The organism is Halapricum salinum, from assembly GCF_004799665.1.
GTDB lineage: Archaea > Halobacteriota > Halobacteria > Halobacteriales > Haloarculaceae > Halapricum > Halapricum salinum.
Map to the genome: position 1 here is coordinate 35,937 of NZ_CP031310.1, position 14,407 is coordinate 50,343.

General features: G+C 57.5%; 18 protein-coding genes and 1 tRNA gene. 13 read left to right on the plus strand and 6 right to left on the minus strand.

From position 1 onward, the window contains the following. Positions 1-51: 51 nt before the first annotated feature. Genes DV733_RS00260 through DV733_RS00290 form a run of 7 tightly spaced genes read left to right on the plus strand, consistent with a single transcriptional unit; the run spans position 52 to position 4,279 of the window. A complete protein-coding gene (locus DV733_RS00260) occupies positions 52-708 on the plus strand; it encodes a plastocyanin/azurin family copper-binding protein (RefSeq protein WP_049993199.1) in 657 nt (218 codons plus the stop codon). After that, positions 708-1,094: a DUF7318 family protein gene (locus tag DV733_RS00265; RefSeq protein WP_049993200.1), complete on the plus strand. Its 387-nt coding sequence runs from the start codon at positions 708-710 to the stop codon at positions 1,092-1,094. Before DV733_RS00260 ends, DV733_RS00265 begins: the two co-directional genes overlap by 1 nt. A 2-nt stretch (positions 1,095-1,096) precedes the next feature. Then, the gene (locus DV733_RS00270; RefSeq protein WP_049993201.1) at positions 1,097-1,966 is read left to right on the plus strand and encodes a cytochrome b; all 870 of its coding nucleotides are present in this window, start codon (positions 1,097-1,099) and stop codon (positions 1,964-1,966) included. Positions 1,967-1,970: 4 nt separating this feature from the next. Further along, on the plus strand, positions 1,971-2,771 hold the full coding sequence (locus tag DV733_RS00275; RefSeq protein WP_049993202.1) for a cytochrome b: 801 nt from the start codon (positions 1,971-1,973) through the stop codon (positions 2,769-2,771). 6 nt (positions 2,772-2,777) lie between these two features. Beyond that, positions 2,778-3,551 carry a cytochrome b family protein gene (locus DV733_RS00280; protein WP_049993203.1) on the plus strand — a complete coding sequence of 258 codons (774 nt, stop codon included), beginning with the start codon at positions 2,778-2,780 and terminating at the stop codon, positions 3,549-3,551. A 6-nt stretch (positions 3,552-3,557) separates the two neighbouring features. Beyond that, the gene (locus DV733_RS00285; RefSeq protein ID WP_049993204.1) at positions 3,558-3,974 is read left to right on the plus strand and encodes a DUF7315 family membrane protein; all 417 of its coding nucleotides are present in this window, start codon (positions 3,558-3,560) and stop codon (positions 3,972-3,974) included. Between the two features lie 38 nt (positions 3,975-4,012). Beyond that, on the plus strand, positions 4,013-4,279 hold the full coding sequence (locus DV733_RS00290; protein WP_049993205.1) for a DUF7314 family protein: 267 nt from the start codon (positions 4,013-4,015) through the stop codon (positions 4,277-4,279). Positions 4,280-4,283: 4 nt separating this feature from the next. Here DV733_RS00290 and DV733_RS00295 read toward each other — a convergent pair whose 3' ends face one another. After that, a complete protein-coding gene (locus DV733_RS00295; RefSeq protein ID WP_049993206.1) occupies positions 4,284-5,051 on the minus strand; it encodes a DUF7839 domain-containing protein in 768 nt (255 codons plus the stop codon). An 82-nt stretch (positions 5,052-5,133) separates the two neighbouring features. Between DV733_RS00295 and DV733_RS00300 the strand changes: the two genes are divergently transcribed. Both DV733_RS00300 and DV733_RS17205 read left to right on the plus strand, forming a co-directional pair. Next, the gene (locus tag DV733_RS00300; RefSeq protein ID WP_049993207.1) at positions 5,134-5,826 is read left to right on the plus strand and encodes a metallophosphoesterase; all 693 of its coding nucleotides are present in this window, start codon (positions 5,134-5,136) and stop codon (positions 5,824-5,826) included. A gap of 70 nt (positions 5,827-5,896) precedes the next feature. Continuing rightward, complete coding sequence (locus DV733_RS17205; RefSeq protein ID WP_170178677.1) at positions 5,897-6,037, plus strand: hypothetical protein; 141 nt, start codon at positions 5,897-5,899, stop codon at positions 6,035-6,037. A gap of 1 nt (position 6,038) precedes the next feature. On the opposite strand, the gene DV733_RS16985 is transcribed toward DV733_RS17205, so the two are convergent. Further along, the gene (locus DV733_RS16985; protein WP_154019514.1) at positions 6,039-6,206 is read right to left on the minus strand and encodes a DUF7838 family putative zinc beta-ribbon protein; all 168 of its coding nucleotides are present in this window, start codon (positions 6,204-6,206) and stop codon (positions 6,039-6,041) included. 81 nt (positions 6,207-6,287) lie between these two features. Between DV733_RS16985 and DV733_RS00305 the strand changes: the two genes are divergently transcribed. Further along, positions 6,288-6,824, plus strand: a complete 537-nt coding sequence (locus DV733_RS00305) for a cob(I)yrinic acid a,c-diamide adenosyltransferase (protein WP_049993208.1) — start codon at positions 6,288-6,290, stop codon at positions 6,822-6,824. Here the strand turns inward: DV733_RS00305 and DV733_RS00310 are convergent. Next, positions 6,821-7,768: an MBL fold metallo-hydrolase gene (locus DV733_RS00310; RefSeq protein ID WP_049993209.1), complete on the minus strand. Its 948-nt coding sequence runs from the start codon at positions 7,766-7,768 to the stop codon at positions 6,821-6,823. The two genes, DV733_RS00305 and DV733_RS00310, sit on opposite strands and share 4 nt — an antisense overlap. An 84-nt stretch (positions 7,769-7,852) precedes the next feature. Here DV733_RS00310 and DV733_RS00315 point away from each other — a divergent pair, with 84 nt between their 5' ends. From DV733_RS00315 to DV733_RS00325, 3 genes are all read left to right on the plus strand, one after another. Continuing rightward, positions 7,853-8,119: a DUF7553 family protein gene (locus DV733_RS00315; RefSeq protein WP_049993210.1), complete on the plus strand. Its 267-nt coding sequence runs from the start codon at positions 7,853-7,855 to the stop codon at positions 8,117-8,119. A 52-nt stretch (positions 8,120-8,171) separates the two neighbouring features. After that, a tRNA-Val gene (locus DV733_RS00320) sits at positions 8,172-8,246 on the plus strand. Positions 8,247-8,519: 273 nt separating this feature from the next. Next, positions 8,520-9,578, plus strand: coding sequence for a hypothetical protein (locus tag DV733_RS00325; protein WP_049993211.1), 1,059 nt, complete (start codon positions 8,520-8,522; stop codon positions 9,576-9,578). On the opposite strand, the gene DV733_RS00330 is transcribed toward DV733_RS00325, so the two are convergent. The 3 genes from DV733_RS00330 to DV733_RS00340 all read right to left on the minus strand — a co-directional run bounded on the left by DV733_RS00330 (position 9,575) and on the right by DV733_RS00340 (position 14,398). Then, on the minus strand, positions 9,575-13,405 hold the full coding sequence (locus DV733_RS00330; protein ID WP_049993212.1) for an Eco57I restriction-modification methylase domain-containing protein: 3,831 nt from the start codon (positions 13,403-13,405) through the stop codon (positions 9,575-9,577). The genes DV733_RS00325 and DV733_RS00330 overlap by 4 nt on opposite strands. Positions 13,406-13,545: 140 nt before the next feature. Beyond that, complete coding sequence (locus DV733_RS00335; RefSeq protein ID WP_079979453.1) at positions 13,546-13,776, minus strand: hypothetical protein; 231 nt, start codon at positions 13,774-13,776, stop codon at positions 13,546-13,548. Positions 13,777-13,969: 193 nt separating this feature from the next. Beyond that, positions 13,970-14,398, minus strand: a complete 429-nt coding sequence (locus DV733_RS00340) for an SWIM zinc finger family protein (RefSeq protein WP_049993214.1) — start codon at positions 14,396-14,398, stop codon at positions 13,970-13,972. Between the last annotated feature and the right edge of the window lie 9 nt (positions 14,399-14,407).

Genomic DNA, 14,407 nt, shown 5'->3' on the forward strand with positions numbered 1-14,407 from the left:
TGCGCACATTCGGTGGGTTTATACAAACCTGGCCCTCAGGTTTTCGTGTATATGAACAGGCGGGACTTTCTCCGAACGGCAGGCGGTGCTGCCGGTGGGACGGCCGCACTCGCCGCTAGCGGTTCCGCGAGCGCCGCCGAGAGCGGCGGCGGAGGCGGTGGCGGCTCCACCCGTCCGCAGTGGCCGTCGTACGTCAGCGACGCCGACAACCAGGGCTATCAGGACCTCCGAGACCAAGACGAAGTGACGATCTCGGTCGACAGCAACTTCTTCGACCCGACGTTCATCTGGGTCTCCCCTGAGACGACGATCACCTGGAGTTTCGACGCCTCGGGCCACAACGTGAAGTTCAACAGCCAGCCAGAAGGAGCCGAGCTGGCTGGCACGGCCGGCGGCGAGTTCGACGTCATCGAAACAGGCCAGACGCATAGCGTCACGCCCACGACCGGTGGTATCTACACGTACTACTGTGGCCCACACGAGGGCCAGGGCATGAAAGGTGCGATCGCCGTCGGCGACGACGTCTCCACCCAGACCGTCGGCGGTGGCGGCGGTGGCGGCGAACCGAACCCCGAGCACATGGGGGTTCCGTTCCAGGCCCATTTCGTCGGCCTCGCGACGTTGTTGATGATCGGCGTCTCGTACGTCTTCACGTTCTTCTTCCTGAAGTACGGCGAATCGTCACACACCAAAGGAGGCAGTAACTGATGTCCTCATCAGGAAGCACCTACGGCGCGATCCACCGCTACGAACCGCCGCGTGAGAGCGCGGCCGCAGCGCTCGCGATCGTTCTGTTGACGATCGTCGAGGTCGTCTTCGTCGGGCTGTTCACGTGGGGTCTCGTCAGCGGCTGGGGGCTCTCCCCGACGGGGAACATGTTCCTCGGCGGCGTCCTCGCGATCATCTTCATGGATCTGGCGTTCATTCTCATGCTGTACCGCAAGGAGTTCCTCCCGGACGTGATGATCGTCAAGAAACGCCGTCGCAAGTGGGAGGATCTCTACGTCCGTGAGGAAGACGTCGACGGAACGACGCTGACCGACGGAGCGATGGACAACATCAAACGCGCACTCTACCCCTACTACAAGCGATAACAATGCCACTAGACGAAGACAAATACCCAAGCGAGTCAGGCCGTCGCCGCTTCGTGAAAGGCGTCGTCGGCAGCGCCGCACTCGGAACCGTCGCGACGGGAACAGCCGCGACCGTCGAGATGGCGACATCGGCCGCCGGGGCCGGTGGCGGTATCACACCGTTCATCGCGATCGAGAACACCGACGGACCCGCGCCGCGCGGGATGCCGATGGTCCCGATCGAGATCAAAAACGGTAACGAGATTCACGGCACCTGGCCCGAAGTCGAGACCGTCGAACGCCAGGGGCGTGAAATCCAGGTCGCACAGATGGACATGGGTGGAATCACGTACAGTTCCACCTGGTACCAGTACTGTGGCGTCCAGACCTACGAAGGGATCGTTCCCGACGCCGATCAGGACAACGCGTTTCGCTCCAGCAGTGGCACCTACGACTGGCAGGACGAGGTCGAAGACGGGAGCGTCCTGACGCTGGATATGTTCGACGACTACGAGGAGTGGGGCAACGGGATCGGCCGTGCAGGGCTGGGCAAGCCCGCAGTCGCCAACTGGCGCTCGGAAGGCGACGTCGAAACTATCCCGGTGCAGGTACTTCGCAGCCCGGAAGTCAGCAAGATGGTCAACGGCGAAGGCCGATACAGTTCGCTATCGGGGACCGTGCGAAGCTTCCTCGAAGAAGCCACCTCCGACGACGTGATGGCCTGGCTGAACAAGTGTACCCACTTCTGCTGTGTCCCGGGGTTCAAAGCCTACGATGGCAGTGCGAAGTTCGGCGGTTCGGACCGTGTCTACTGTCAGTGCCACCAGTCGATCTACAACCCGTTCAACCCGATCGAAACGACCTACACCGCCCTTCCGCGGCCGGACGAGTGATACAATGAGTCTCGAACGCAAAGACGACCACGACCACAAAGCCTGGATGGAGACCCGCGATCTCTCGCGGATCGAGGGTGTCTATCTGATGACGCTGATGTGGCTCGACAAGCGGCTTCGGATCGTCGACTACCTCGAACTGCTGGAGGATCTGTACTACAAGGTCAACCTCCAGATGCCAAAGAGCCACACCGAACAGTACGGCCTTGACAACAAGTTCTGGTACTGGTACCCCCTGTACGCGCTGGGGTCGTTCTCGACGCTCGCGTACATCGTCGCGGCAATCTCCGGAGCCCTCCTCGGGTTCTACTACACGCCCGGTGCGGGCGCAAGTGAGACGTCCTCGATGGCATACCAGCAGATCGAGTTCATCATGGTGGATCTGAACTTCGGCTTCTTCCTCCGGAGTCTCCACCGCTGGGCGGCCCAGGTCATGGTTGCGGCCGTGTTCCTGCACATGCTCCGTGTGTACTTCACGGGTGCGTACAAGGAGCCGCGTGAGCTCAACTGGCTAATCGGGATCGTGCTGATCAGTCTGACGATGGTCTTCGGGTACACGGGCTACCTGCTGCCGTGGGACCAGCTAGCCTTCTGGGCCGGCCAGATTGGCGTCGAGATGAGCCTCTCGATCCCGCTCATCGGAGAGTGGGTCGCTCAGTTGATGTTCGGCGGATTCACGCCCAACCCGGCCACGTTGCAACGGATGTATATCCTGCACGTGTTCTTCCTGCCGTTCATCGTGACGGCACTGATCGCCATCCACATCGGAATCGTCTGGATGCAGGGCATCGCGGAACCGCACTGATCGACAATGACTGAAGAAACAGACACCACGGACGCGGAGGAACGGACCGACGGCGGCGGGACCGGCATCGTCCCACCGGACGACGAGACACCGACCTGGAGCGAGCGCAAAGCACGCAAAGAGGGACTCCCGCGGCTGACCTACGAGTACTTCGAGCGCTCTCGGCGAGAAGATCAGGACCTGCGCCAGCAATCGAGTTACGTCGAGCGTGACGTGCTCGGATTCCCGGCCTGGCCCCACGAGATGATCCGGAATCTCGCGATTACGAGCTTCTTCATCGGTCTGATCATCATGCTGGCGGCGACGCTACCGCCGCACATCGGGCCGCCAGCCAACCCGAGCCAGACGCCGGAAGTCATCCTGCCGGACTGGTATCTGTACTGGTCCTTTGGTCTGCTCAAGCTCGGCTTCCTCAACCCCGATCTGGCGCTGCTCGGCGGGGAGCAGATCATGGCCGACCGGACGTACGGTGTCGTGGCGAACCTCGTGATCGTCGGTGCGATCGCGATCGTGCCGTTCCTGAACAAGGGGAGCGCGCGTCGGCCGGTCGAACAGCCGTTCTGGGGAGCCGTCGGTGTGGCAGGCGTCGTCTTCGCGGCGACCATCGCCGCGCTGTCGGTCAAGAACCTGCTGCCGATCGACGCCAAACTCACCCAGGACCTGACGTTCCTGTTGCCGTTCGTCTTCGGCTTCATCACCTACGCCGTGTTGAAGTCGATGCGCGAGGGGTACATGTTCAACCTCAACCGTCGATACTATCGGCTCAGACCGCCGAAGTAACCCTCGATGGCCGACTCAGACTCCGATCGGACCGGGCGACGTGAAGACGGGACGATCGTCGTCCCGATGCGGATGTACAAGGGAATTACTGTTTTCTCGACGTTAGTAGCGACGGTCCTGGTCGTACTCGGGTTCGTCAGTTTCGACGCCGCGACGCGCACGGACCACCTGTTTCGAACCACCCTTCGCTGGGTGTTCGAGGCGGTCGGAGTGACACTGTCAGTCGACGTTCTGAACGTGCTCTTTGGACTGCTCGGCGTCGGACTGATCGTCCTCGGCGCGGGGTCGTACATCCTCGGGACGCGGTTCAAAACCGAGGGGATGGTCGATAGGGACGAGGGAGAGTCTTCTGTGGAGGAAGAGCCCGGCAGCGACGAGGACTCCCGATCCGCCAGCGACCCGAAGCCAGAGCGGGACGAATAAAGGAAAACCTAAAAGCGATCCATCCATAGGAGACGACAATGGCAGACGAATTCGTGAAAGGACTAGGCATCCTGATGACCGCCGGCCTCGGGTGGATGATCGTCGCCGGCTGGTATCTGACGCCGAGTTTCGAGGGGACACAACTGCTCGGTGAGTGGCCCGAAAATCCCGATCTCTACGCACAGATCGCACTGGCGATCGGCGACGGCCTGTTCTGGTTTGCGATCCTCGGGACGCTCACATTCTGGATCGTCATTCCAGCCGGGCGCAAAGTGCGCGAAGAACTCGACCAGCGTAGCGCCTGATCTTCTACTCGACTTCGTAGGACACGTCGGCGTCCCGGAGCGCGTCAGTCACGCGGCCGACCGCGTCGGTCGTCGCGACCACCAAGACGTCCAGTCCACGGCCGGCGGCCTCGGCAGCGACTTCGCCGGCGGCGAAGTACGTCGCGGGTTCGTGGGCAGCTGCCCGGAGCACCGCGACGGCCTCGACACCGGTTGCGAGGACGAGGTCCGCGTCAGCGAGCGCATCCTCGATCGCCGAGACGTCAGAGAGCGTTCCCGAGCGCACCGGTGGGACCGACCGAACGTGAACCTGACCGGGTTCGAACTCGATCACACCTTCGAAACCCGTGACACCGACGACATCGCCAGCGTCGGCCGCGCCGGTCGCTCGCCCGGTCGCGCCACCGTGATCGCCAGGGCGAGCGTGAAGGAGCCCGTCGCTCATCGAGAGTGTGACACGTGCGCCGGACTCGATGGGTTCGTCGGCGATCGCCGCGTCTTCCTGGACGCCACCCAAGACGTCCTCGGTGACGTGGTCGGTGTAACGACGGACATCGCTGGCGGCCTGAAACAGCCAGTCGACGCCTTCTTTCGTGACGCGGTAGCGCGACCGCCCCTCCTTTTCGACGTAGCCGTCCTCGACGAGTTCGCGGATGTACTCGCTGACGGCCTGGCTAGTGACACCGACCGCGTCGGCGATCTCTCCCTGGCTGACCGCCGGCTGGCGATCCGCGATCTCGACGAGGATGCGAAAGCGCGTCGCCGCACGCTTGTTCGCGAGAACGTCAACCATGCACGGAGGGTAGGTCCACGGGGCAATAAAGCCACGCCGTCGTCGACTGTGTTTTTACTCCTGGGGCTCGGACGTTGGGGTGATGACACCGCGGTTCCGAGGTCGGGCCGTGTTGCTCGAGGAGACACTCGTCTGTGCGGACCTCCACCTCGGCCGCGCCGAAACGTCGGCCGTCGAGGTTCCCGTCGGCGACGGCCGAGACGTCCGTGATCGTCTCGAAGCGCTCTGTACCGCACACGATCCGGAGACGGTCGTGCTCGCTGGCGACGTACTCCACGCGTTCGAGACGATTCCGCGAGGAGTCGAACGACGAGTCGGAGAGATTCGACGGCGTGTCACCGCCAGTGGCGCGGAACTGGTCGTTCTCGGTGGGAATCACGACGCGCTGCTCGATCAGGTATGGGACGGGCCGGTGGCCGACCACTACCGACTCGACGCGGAGACGGTCGTCGTTCACGGGCACGAGGATCCAGGCGTCGATGCCGACCGGTACGTCCTCGGTCACGACCATCCCGTGATCGAAATCGAGGCGCAGCGCCACCCCTGTATGCTTCGAGGCCCGGGCGGTCCGAACGACGCAGCAGTGATCGTTCTCCCGGCGTTCAATCGGTTCACGGCAGGGGTCGTCATCAACCACCTCCATGCCCGGGAGTTCCAGTCACCGTTGGTGGTAGACACCGACGTGCTCCGACCGATTATCCGAGACGAAGATAGTGGCGAGACGCTTCGATTTCCGGAGTTAGGAGCCTTCCGCGATCGCCTCTCGGGCCGATGAGGCGAAAGGGCCCGACGATCGTCGGCGCGCAACAGCACCTATTTAGTGCTTGATGGACGGACAATTAGATATGGACGTTGCAATCATCATCACAGTATCGACAGTGCTGGTCCTCCTTGCGCTGACCGCCATCACGCGCTGGGTCGTCCCGAAGTCACTCGCCGAGGAGGATCACGACGAAGAGCATCACGAAGCCAAGCCGCAGGCATAGATCAGATGGTCGCAGTATCGATCTCGGTTCCGATCTGGACGGTCTGACGCCCACACGCGTCACAGCGCCACTTGATTTTCTGGCCGACGTTGAGGTGTGTCGTCGCCGCCCGCGTGAACGTCTGCTCGCTCTCACAGTTCGGACAGTACTGCTCGCGGGTCATTCCCATATCGTATCCCTGCACTCCCGGACACTTGAAGCTATATCTCGCGTAGCAGTCTTTTATACGCCTCGATCCGAAGGGCAACGTATGAAGATCTACACCGGCCGTGGCGACGACGGACTGACCGACTTGCGAGACATGTCCCAGGTGTCGAAAGCGAGTCCCCGGATCGAGGCCTATGGAACCGTCGACGAGGTCAACGCACTCGTCGGCGTCGTCAGACCGACCGACTACGACGACATCGACGACTGCCTCCGGGCGGTCCAGAACCACCTTCACGTCGTCCAGGCGGACTTCGCGACACCGGAGCCGGACGACGACGATCCGGTGGTGACCGACGAGCACGTCCAGCAGGCCGAAGCGTGGATCGACGAGTTCACCGAGGAACTCGAGCCGCTCAGCCAGTTCATCCTCCCGAGTGGCTCGGAGCCGGGGGCAAAACTGCATCACGCCCGAGCGGTCTGTCGACGTGGCGAACGGCGCGCCGTCGATCTCGCCAGCTCACAGCCGGAGGTAAACGAGGAGGCGATTATCTATCTCAATCGCCTCTCGGATCTACTGTTCACGCTGGCGCGTGTCGTCAACAAACGCGAAGGGAACCGCGAAGAGAACCCGACGTACTAACGGCGTTCGTAGACGACGAGCCCACCCCTCTCACGGGTGCGGACGCGATCGCGAGCTCGCAGGACATCGAGGTGGCCGACGGCCTCGCTCATCCCTGGGAAGGCCTCCGTCGCGGGGAGGTCACCGAACAGTTCGTGCATGACGTCGACGGGCGTCATCGGTTGCTCGAGCAGTTCGGCGACGCGTTCGGTACGCTGTTCGTGTGAGTCACGGATGGCCTCGATTCGAGCGCCAGGGTCCTCGACACGCCCGCGGTGGCCCGGCAGGAATCGGTCGTAGCCCTCGCCGCGGAGGCGATCGAGCGATCGATTGTACGCCGGCAAAACGTGGGGTCGGGGGCCCCCGGGCTCTCTGGGCGGGAGCAAGAGCGGGTTCGGTGTAATCTCGTCCAGAACGTTGTCGCCCACGACGGCGGTACGTTCACCACCGTGCTCGTATGCGAAGATGACCTCACCTTCGGCGTGACCGTCGACGGTGTCGACGGTGACCGTCGTATCAGCGACGACGAGGGTATCACCCGCGTCGACCTGCTCGTCGACGCCGACGCTGGGCGCATACTCGACATACGCTTCCGGAAGGTTCGTCACCGTCTTCGCGGTCGTCTGATCCATCCCGCATCGTTCGAAGAAGTCCCGGAAGAACGACTGCTCGTATTCGAGCCGCCCTGGGAAGTCCTCGATGATCGGCGTCGCCCGACGGCTCGCGACCACGCGCGCACCGTTCTCACGGAATCGATGTGCTGCGCCGAAGTGGTCGGGGTGGGGATGCGTTATCAGCACCTGCTCGATGTCACCCGGTCCAAGGTCGCGGGCGTCGAGGGCGTCCAGCAGGTCGGCCCAGGCTTCCTCGCTGTCGGGGCCCGGGTCGACGAGCGTGCGCCCGGCCAGGTAGGCGTTGACTGGGCCGACCTGAAACGGCGTCGGAAGCGAAACCCGCTCGAACATGCACGCACCTACCGCGCGCCGTGGCTTGGTTCTTGCGTCGCTCCCGCCAGAAACGATATATGTGTTCTCGACGTTAGGTCAGATATGAACAAGCACTTCGAAGATACGCGGTACTACCTGAAGCGAGCGGGCGAGACGGCAAAGCGCGGCGTCAGCGAGGAGCTGGAGCCGATCAGGGACCGCTTCCAGAGCGTGACCGGTGGCGAGGAAGAGCCCGAACCTTCGCGGCTAGACGAGATCAAGGCCGATCTGAAAGGTGTTCAGGAGAAAGCAGAGGGTGAAGCCAAAGAAGCGATCGGCGAGGCACGGGGGAAGATCCAGCAGTATCGGGAGTCCCGAGCGGCGGAGTAGTCGGGCGGGAAAGCAACTGTTAAGTCGGCGACTCCGGTAGCCAGTAGTGCGCGGGTTGGTGATCTAGGTCGGTTATGATACCTCCTTCACACGGAGGAAGTCGGCGGTTCAAATCCGCCCCAACCCATACGCTCACTTCATTCGCGTGAACCGCAAGACGTGAGTGGGATGTATATAACGGGAGTCGGATACAGGAACCGCGAACCCATCAAATCCCTTGCTTGGGGTCGTTGCCGTTGTGCGATTTAAGAGAAGTAGTGCGTGGTAATAAGATCTTCTGTGACTGGAATCCGTTTAGCAATCAGCACCAGTCCGCGGTGAAACAAGCACATTCGGAGTAATTGGAGAATTTCATTATGAAGGACAATTTTATACGGGATAGTGACGAATAGACGATAAATTGAAAGGAGAACACTTCCGCTATCTCATTGCGGTCGCGGCTGTGATAGTTGGCATTGTCTCTGCATTCATCGGGGCCTCAGTTATTATTTCGCTTGCTTCGTTGTCAATAGGTGCGTTCTCTGTAGCTTCAGGGAAGAAGGCCCGCGACAAGATCCAGCAGAAAGAGAGAATCATAGAAGCGCTGATCACTGAAAAGTCGGAATTAAGGACAAATCTGAAGCAGAAACGAGATCGTGTGGACACTCTTTCATCTAATTTGGAACAAGAAGCGCAACAAAAACAGAAAATACGTGCGGAAAAGCAGAAAGAGAACCAGCGACTCCAGAATTTGAAACGGGTTCTTCGCCGTGAGGGAATCGACACATCATATCTGGTTGATAAATATGACAACTCGCTATACGCACCCGTACTGGTTCTGACACACTTCAGTTCCCCAAATCACAATGACGAAGATGGTGAAGAAGTGATTAGCGAGAATCTTGAATCATTGAGCGCTAAGACTCTCCACGGCGCAACGAAAATCATCCCACCTCGGAATTTCGATCAAGATATATCTGGCCGCCAAGAGCTTCAAGAATGGTTTGACGAGGAGGTCCTTAGCGGAAATAGTGATCTTGCTCATAGATTAGAATTTCTGTCCGTAGTCGATATTAACCAAGTTTTTGACCGGGATAATGCCGAAGAAGACGAAGTTGGATACCCGGCTAACACTGTCAACGAACTCTTTGATACAGATACCGTCATTCCGACAGAGGACCTGTTAGATATTCTTGCACGTAGCGACAAAATCTCAATTGAGAGTGAGATCAGACAAAATATCGCACTTCTTGCCGTCCCGAATGCTTCAAAAGACCAGATGAATGATATTATCGAGAGTCAAAAAGAGATCCAAGATCAATTGGGGAATCTGACAGAAATTGCGAATACAAGTCCGGGTCGTATCAACTCGGTTCTCTCTGAATACGATGTAGACAACGCCGATCAGTTGGCGAGAGCAATTCAGAGAGAAGCCAATCGCCTCAAGGGTATTTTGGACTCGCAGGAGATGGCTAATTAAGTGTTGAGTCCGTCGTACTTCTCCAGTACCATCTCGAAATACCGATCATCCATTAGTCGCGGATCTCGCACCTGATGGAAGTCATCCAGTACGAACGCAGTCTGTTCGCGGTCAAGACCGTAGGCGTGGAACGCAGCAGCGTCAAGTTCGGCTTGGACTTTTCGTCGTTCATCCATCTCTATTGCGGGATCAATTCCACCGAGACGTTCACGCATTTCAGCGAAGTCATCACCGTAGCAATTCAGACGAGCGGCCCGCTCCCAGATGTAATCGAACCATTTGTCACCCTTAGTGAGTCGGGGAACCTGTGATTCAGTAAATTTGTACATCACAATGTGGGTATCGACTTTTGTTTTCATTAGGAAGTCGAACGGGATACTATTAATAAGTCCAAGCGCCGCAAACACTTCTCTATCGCTAAAAATGCGCTCGTAAGTGCTGTGAAGTGGATATTCTTCAAGATCATCACGGTCAGGTGTTATCTCAAAGGGTCGAAGAGTATGCAGAGTATTCGTACAGACGATACCGGAGGGAATTACTGACGCGAGGATTGTCCGTTCGTTCGTCGCGCTGGTCACGTCCCGGATGACAATTCGATACTCCGAGCAATCAAGGAGTACGTCTTCTTCGCTCAGTCGTTTCCCTCGATGTTCCTCCAGTAGTTCGTTCACAAAGCCGACTTGCGAACCCGTTCCGTCGAACTCGTCGTAAATCGCCCGCTTGAGCTTGGGCAAGTTCTTTTCTCGTACCCGGTACTTCGCGCTATTTTCGGGCGGATCTTCTACACTCCAGAACTCCGGTCCTTCAATGTCGAAGTAACTTGAGTCGTGGACGAACTGATAGATATTCTTCCCGCCGAGAACGGGATATTTTCCATCTCCCTCGGATTCGACAAAGCGATCGGCGTCATTCGTTCGGTCAAGTTCACGATAGGGATCTGCATACCATTCTTCTTCAGACTGTTCTCCGATAGAAGGATTCTGAATGATTGCTTGTAGAACCTCGCTTTCTTCCTCAGATTTCAGTAGCGGAAAGATTCGGGCTTCAGGAGAGTACTGTTCCAGAACTTCACGAGGAGTTTTGAACGCTTCTTCCTCAAGATTCTGAAGAACATCTGAGCTACCCTCTCGATAGAGGCTCCGAATCTCGTCAGTTTCACCTCTATTTTCGAATGTAAGAACAGTGAACTTATAGCGAGTATCTATATTATCGAAGATCCCGTGATTCATAAAGTGCGCCATCACGTCTACACTGGTTTCATTGAGTAGGTTCATCCGGAGGTCTTTTCCCGACGAGCCAGTGAAAATAGTCCCCGGAAGGATTTGAGCTACGTATCCGTCATTACGGGCGATATTGAAGACGCGCTCCAAGAACAATGCCGATAGATCATTTTCAGTCCCTTCCGTCCGTCCGGCGACTGTGGGACGCTGAAGCTCATAGGCCTCAGCGTTGTTGAAGTAATCTGCTTGAATTTTGATATTTTTCTTATAGGTTTCCCACGCTTCCTGAATCTCAGGATCTTCGAGTAGTTCCTCCTGCCGGGCATCCTTTGCCTCCGGCATAAGAGTCCTAAACTTCCGATCATAGCGGACAAAGAAGTCATCCCGGAGCGGTTTGATCCTGTCCCACGGCGGATTCCCGACAACCACGTCAAAGCCGCCATCAGCGTACACCTCCGCAAACTCCAGCACCCAGTTGAACGGCTCCATCTCTTCCACGGTCTCGGGGGTAATATCTTCAATACCGGCCTCAATGAAATCTCCGTGAATATCTTCGACCAACTCCTCCCGCGCCGTTCGCAGTTTCTTGAACGCTCGGCGTCGGTGTTCTTCTGCTTTATCGCTATCTATGGCTTCTTCGTGTTTCTCAATCTCCGTAATAATGTCTTGGTAGCGGTCTCGAACGCTGTCTTCACTAAAACTCCCGAGCGTATATTCTCCGCTGTCGGTCGTTTCGGGGAAGCCCGTATAGCCGATCAAACTATTTCCTTCTCGAAGATTGAAAACGATATTCGGGAGGGCAAGATCGTCGTCATCAAGATCATCCTTCACATCCTCGTCTAACTCAGAAATGATTGAAAGCCACAGACGAAGTTTTGCGATCTCGACCGCCGATCCCATCAAATCGACTCCGTAGATGTTGTTCAGTACGGTTGTCTTCTTCAGCCGGTACTCCTGTGGATAATTCTCATTCTGAGCATACAACGCCTTCCTAACATTGACGATCTCTTCGAGGACAGACGTGAGGAAGTGCCCGCTCCCACACGCGGGGTCAACCACTCGGAACTCGTCCACTTCGGCGAGAAGGGCGCTAATCAACCCCCAATCACCCGGTAGGTTTTCGATCAGCTCGTACACAGAACCGTATTTTTCGACCTCCGGCTCAGGCCAGTCTCGTTCTTTGACCAGCACCGTTTGGAAGCGATCAAGAAGCGCCGGCCGAACGGTTTCTTCAGCACTAAAACGGGTAATCTCGCTCGGCGTGTAGTAGGCCCCCAGCTCTTTGTTCGTGTCCTCGTTATCGCTGGTGATGTAGTTGACAGTTTTCTCAAAGACGTTCCCAAGGATACTGGGGTCGAGATCGGTAGGTGAACCTCCAGCAGAGAAACTGTACGCTTCCAGCAAGTCAATGATCGATTCCAGTACAGAATTGCGAACATCGAAGTCTTCTTCATCGAAATCTTCGCCCTCAATCGTAGGCCGAAATAGACCACCATTCAGATAGGGAATATCCGCGAACAAGTCGATATTCTTGACCTGTGATGGACGGTTCCCGGGCTTCTTGTTCATCACGTCGTAGAACAGTCGTTGGAGGAACTCGTCGTAGAACGTCCCGGCGTACATCCCGTCTTCGTAGGTCTCCTTGAGCGTTCGGAGCAGATCAGGTTGGACGAGCGATTTGTCTTCAAGAAACTTGATGAAAATGAGACGATTCATCAGTTCAACCGCGAACAGTCGTGCGTCGTCTTCTGTGGCTCCGTCCGGTTGTACAACGCCGTCCCCGACCAGTGACCGGGGTGTTTCCTCGTCCTCGTCAACGATCCCGAAGACGTAGCGGATATAGTCGTCGTAGAACTCGTCAGTAATTTCCTCCTGTTTCCGCTTGATGACTTGCCGTGCGTCCCCAGCGATAGAGACGAAATTCTCGAACTCAAAGGTTCGAATGAGACTGCTTACCTGCTCTCGATCAGTGTCGAAAACTACCTCCGCCGGTGGCTCTTGCTTGCCGACTTGATTCTCGTACAGTGCGAGGAACACGGGCTGTAAGTCCACTTCCTCAATGACGTTGTGCGTGTATGAGTCGGGATCATACCGGACGAACACCCAGCGGAGACCATCAGTCGCAAAGCCGAAGTCAGACTCAAACTCACGTTGACTCAACCAGTCTCGAACCTGTCCAATACCGTGTTCCCGGCTGTCGAGATCCTTGTTAATGGGTTCGGCCTCAACGAGTAGGCGTGTTGAGCCGATGTTGCCGTGGTCCCGAAGAGACACCGTATAATCAGCCACCATCGTCCGCCCCCCGGAGAGACCACCGGCCTCAGTCGCGTATTCGTATCCGAGTGCGTCCAATAGCGGCTCAATAACCGCCTGTTGGGTGAACGATTCCGGTTGAAGACCGTCTCGCGTCATTCCACTCTTGAGAACATAGGAACCAGCGCCAGCTCGCAGAAGGTTCTCCAACGTACCATCGTCAATCTGTTCCCGGAGATCCCTCACAGTGTCGTCAATGGCTTCAATCAGTTCATTTTCGGCAGTTTCTGGAACAGCAGTTTCGAACTCTTGCTCAACGAACTCGGTGGCAGTGGTAACAGACTCAGGTGGCATAGGTGAACGAAATCTCCGAAGCTTACCTCGTATCGAAACAGCAAGACCTGTTAAAAATAGGGGTCTGAATATTGCACGTCGTTAGGCTTCAACAGTGCGGGAACTGCAAAAACACCTGCACCGATCATACTGGCCGGTTGTCAGCTGTCCTGTGAGGGTCGAAGGTCTCTCCAGCGAAGATCAACAACTGGTCCATCGTCCACGTCCACTCTAAAGAGGTGGTTGTCCCGCTCATCACCAGTTTCGCGCCCGGCGTCGTCAGTGAGTACCTCAACAACAGTCCCGTGAGCGCCGTGATAGCGGTCGTGGTCTGGATCCGTCTCATCGGGAATATCAATCCGGACTCGGTCTCCTTCAGTGAATCGGCGCATCCGCGTTGTCTCCACATTACGCGGGGGAGTGGTTAGTCTTTCACTTCGGTCCACTCACACCCGCAGGACTCACACGAATAACACTCCTTAGTGATCGATCCCCCTGGTTTCTCGAATAGCCACACGTCGCTATCAGTACCACATCGGGGACAGGGTTCTTTGACCTTCCGAGCAATTTCCATACGTCGCACTCCTATTCTGGTAGCTCCCGCCGTCCCGATAGATAACACCCGAAGCAGGGGAAGCTATCGGCATCACACTCACAGCCACCATCAGCCCGCACGGGCGTCGGTGTTGGATCGAAGTCAACAGCGGCCTGTAGGACAGTCGGGCCACCAACGGCGGCGAGAGCGACCTTGTGCTTGCAGTCGTAGTCCTCACCGTATTGGTCAGCGGGACATTCGCACTCGGCGGGAAGTATGCCCGCTTCCACCTCAGCCACCAGCACTCGGTAGCTGTGGTCGTCTTTCAGGTAACCGTAACTCGCGTTCGTGACTTCAACCTCAAAGGGGCCGACAACAGTGAACTCCCACGATTCCCAAGAAACCCGTTTGGCCGTCTTCGCACCGAACTGTAGTTCCGCGACGATACTCTTTTGGCCGTCTCCGGCGTTGGTTTGCATTGCTTCTCA

What these genes read in the sequence shown, in the direction of transcription:
- DV733_RS00260 (WP_049993199.1), top strand. Translation starts at nt 52, where the DNA reads ATGAACAGGCGGGACTTTCTCCGAACGGCAGGCGGTGCTGCCGGTGGG.
- DV733_RS00265 (WP_049993200.1), top strand. Translation starts at nt 708, where the DNA reads ATGTCCTCATCAGGAAGCACCTACGGCGCGATCCACCGCTACGAACCG.
- DV733_RS00270 (WP_049993201.1), top strand. Translation starts at nt 1,097, where the DNA reads ATGCCACTAGACGAAGACAAATACCCAAGCGAGTCAGGCCGTCGCCGC.
- DV733_RS00275 (WP_049993202.1), top strand. Translation starts at nt 1,971, where the DNA reads ATGAGTCTCGAACGCAAAGACGACCACGACCACAAAGCCTGGATGGAG.
- DV733_RS00280 (WP_049993203.1), top strand. Translation starts at nt 2,778, where the DNA reads ATGACTGAAGAAACAGACACCACGGACGCGGAGGAACGGACCGACGGC.
- DV733_RS00285 (WP_049993204.1), top strand. Translation starts at nt 3,558, where the DNA reads ATGGCCGACTCAGACTCCGATCGGACCGGGCGACGTGAAGACGGGACG.
- DV733_RS00290 (WP_049993205.1), top strand. Translation starts at nt 4,013, where the DNA reads ATGGCAGACGAATTCGTGAAAGGACTAGGCATCCTGATGACCGCCGGC.
- DV733_RS00295 (WP_049993206.1), bottom strand. Translation starts at nt 5,051, where the DNA reads ATGGTTGACGTTCTCGCGAACAAGCGTGCGGCGACGCGCTTTCGCATC.
- DV733_RS00300 (WP_049993207.1), top strand. Translation starts at nt 5,134, where the DNA reads ATGACACCGCGGTTCCGAGGTCGGGCCGTGTTGCTCGAGGAGACACTC.
- DV733_RS17205 (WP_170178677.1), top strand. Translation starts at nt 5,897, where the DNA reads ATGGACGTTGCAATCATCATCACAGTATCGACAGTGCTGGTCCTCCTT.
- DV733_RS16985 (WP_154019514.1), bottom strand. Translation starts at nt 6,206, where the DNA reads ATGGGAATGACCCGCGAGCAGTACTGTCCGAACTGTGAGAGCGAGCAG.
- DV733_RS00305 (WP_049993208.1), top strand. Translation starts at nt 6,288, where the DNA reads ATGAAGATCTACACCGGCCGTGGCGACGACGGACTGACCGACTTGCGA.
- DV733_RS00310 (WP_049993209.1), bottom strand. Translation starts at nt 7,768, where the DNA reads ATGTTCGAGCGGGTTTCGCTTCCGACGCCGTTTCAGGTCGGCCCAGTC.
- DV733_RS00315 (WP_049993210.1), top strand. Translation starts at nt 7,853, where the DNA reads ATGAACAAGCACTTCGAAGATACGCGGTACTACCTGAAGCGAGCGGGC.
- DV733_RS00330 (WP_049993212.1), bottom strand. Translation starts at nt 13,405, where the DNA reads ATGCCACCTGAGTCTGTTACCACTGCCACCGAGTTCGTTGAGCAAGAG.
- DV733_RS00335 (WP_079979453.1), bottom strand. Translation starts at nt 13,776, where the DNA reads ATGCGCCGATTCACTGAAGGAGACCGAGTCCGGATTGATATTCCCGAT.
- DV733_RS00340 (WP_049993214.1), bottom strand. Translation starts at nt 14,398, where the DNA reads ATGCAAACCAACGCCGGAGACGGCCAAAAGAGTATCGTCGCGGAACTA.